The sequence below is a fragment of the Streptomyces sp. col6 genome, assembly GCF_008042035.1.
Taxonomy (GTDB): domain Bacteria; phylum Actinomycetota; class Actinomycetes; order Streptomycetales; family Streptomycetaceae; genus Streptomyces.
This window is the reverse complement of record NZ_RDBL01000060.1, coordinates 1-2138: the sequence shown is the minus strand read 5'-3', so window position 1 is coordinate 2138 and position 2138 is coordinate 1. Positions and strand designations below refer to the sequence as shown.

Genomic DNA, 2138 nt, shown 5'->3' with positions numbered 1-2138 from the left:
GTGTACGGAAGGGGAGGAGGGGCGGGTCAGGGCTCGATGCCCCAGACCAGGTCGCCGCCGGAGTACACGGTGATCTTCGAGGCGTCGGCGTACGAGGTGCTCGCGCCGTGGCTGTAGTCGTCCGACTCGTCGAAGTTCGACCAGTCCGTCTTGCTCAGGCGCAGCTGGATCTCGCCGGTCGAGGCGCCCGGGGCGAGGGTGCCGCCCGTGAAGCCGACTTCCAGGTAGTGGTCCGCCCCGGCCTTCGGGCTGCTCGCCGCGACCACCCGGTGTGTGACGGTGGAGCAGCCGAGCGGCGACCAGTCACACCAACTCCCGTATGTGGTGGCGCCGTTGTCGCCGGAGAACCAGTAGCGGACGGTCACGGAGGACAGGTTGACCGCGGTGGTGCCGGTGTTCACGAGTTGGAGGCCGGGCTTGATCTGGTTGTCGCCGGCCGAGGAGTCGTTGGTGCGGTACTGCGCCTTCAGCGCGCCGGGGGTGGAGCCGTCGTCGCCCCCGTCGTCACCGCCGTCCTCGTCGCCCAGGGCGGTGCGCACCGCCGCGTAGGCGGGCTTGGGAGTCAGGTTGTCGTCGTACAGGTTGGCCGCGCCCTCGCCCGGGAAGGTGCTCGGCACCCACGAGTACTTGTCCGTGTAGTCCCAGGCCGTGATGCCGACGCAGCGCTCCACGGCGAGGCAGGCGTCGACCACCTGCGCGTAGTACGAGGACTGCGTGGCGAGCTTGGCGGCGTCCGCCGGAAGTTGCATGCGCACGTCAAGTTCGGTCACGGCAACGTCCAGCCCGAGATCGGCGAACCGCTGCATGTTGGCCTGCATCTGGTACGGGAAGCCGTACTGGATCGCCAGGTGGGCCTGCATCCCGACCCCGTCGAGCGGCACCCCCTCGTCGAGGAGGTCGCTCGCGAGGTTGTACAGGGCGTCGCTCTTGGCACCCTTGCCCTCGACGTTGTAGTCGTTGATGTAGAGCTTGGCGTCCGGGTCGGCGGCGTGCGCCGCGCGCAGGGCCTTGGCGATGTAGTCCTTGCCCATCGCGTTGTAGAACGGGCTGGTCCGGAAGGTCCCGTCCTCGTTGAACGGCTCGTTCACCACGTCCCATGCGACGACCTCGCCGCGGTAGTGGGTGGCCTCCGCGGTGATGTGGTCGGTCATGGCCGTCTCCACCTGCGCGGACGGCAGCGAACCGACCCAGCCGGGCAGCTGGCTGTGCCAGACCAGGGTGTGACCGCGCACGGTCTGGCCGTGCTGCTGGGCGAAGTCGGTGATCACATCGCCCTTGGCGAAGTTGAACTGGCCCCGGGCCGGTTCGGTGGTGTCCCACTTCATGGAGTTGCCGGGGGTGATCTGCCCGAACTCGCTACCCAGTTTCGCCGCGTAGGCCGCGTCGGGGAGCTCGGGGTTGTCGGTGGCGGAGCCGAAGTACCTGCCCTGGGCCGTGGCGAGGTCGTGCAGTGTGTCCTGCGATGCGGCCGAGGCCGGCCCGCCCGCCAGGCCGGTGGCCAGGGCGAGTGCGCCGACCACGAGGGCCGGGAGCCCCTGGGAGCGGCGGGGCCTACAGCGCTTCACCAAGCTCATGACAAACGCCTTCCTCTGCCGGGTGGTGCGGAACGTCACGGGGAGCGCGGCTGCGCCCCGTAAATCCCTTGCGGTGTACCGGCGTTGGGGGAGAAGGGGAGGGGGTGGAGTGTGCAAGTCTTGATTGTGGGAGCGCTCCCAAGGTGGCGTGGCGACAGGCACCTGTCAAGGGTTGAAGCGCAACTGCCTTACGGGCGTGTGAACGCGGCCATACGTCGAACGGTCCCTCCGCGCAGCGGAGTTGACGACCGGGTAACGACCGGCGTCCTGGGCCGTGGGGGTGCCTGGGGACACCGCCCCAGGTCGTTCGCAATCGCATGCGCGGGGCTGCGATGGTGGCCGGGAGCCGCCCTCCTGGGTACGCCTGTGGGGTCACCGAGGGTCATGTGGTCGTCCGGTGCGGTGAGGCCTTCGCGGCGAACCGGGCGCCGACGGGCGGCGGTGAAGCGGCAGCGCAACGGCGTGCCCGGCGGTCCGGAGACGCATCCCCGGGCCGGTGTGCACCGGCCCGGCGGTGATGCCGGCTGTGCGCCGAAAGGGACGCGGAGTGACGGGGGAGGCGGG

Annotated in this window: 1 protein-coding gene; it reads right to left on the bottom strand. The window is 69.9% G+C overall.

Going from position 1 to position 2138, the window contains the following annotated elements; genetic code table 11:
- Window positions 1-26: 26 nt before the first annotated feature.
- Window positions 27-1574 (bottom strand): endo-1,4-beta-xylanase, encoded by a 1548-nt coding sequence (locus EAO73_RS35285; RefSeq protein ID WP_224756600.1) that lies wholly within the window; start codon window positions 1572-1574, stop codon window positions 27-29.
- Window positions 1575-2138: the final 564 nt, after the last annotated feature.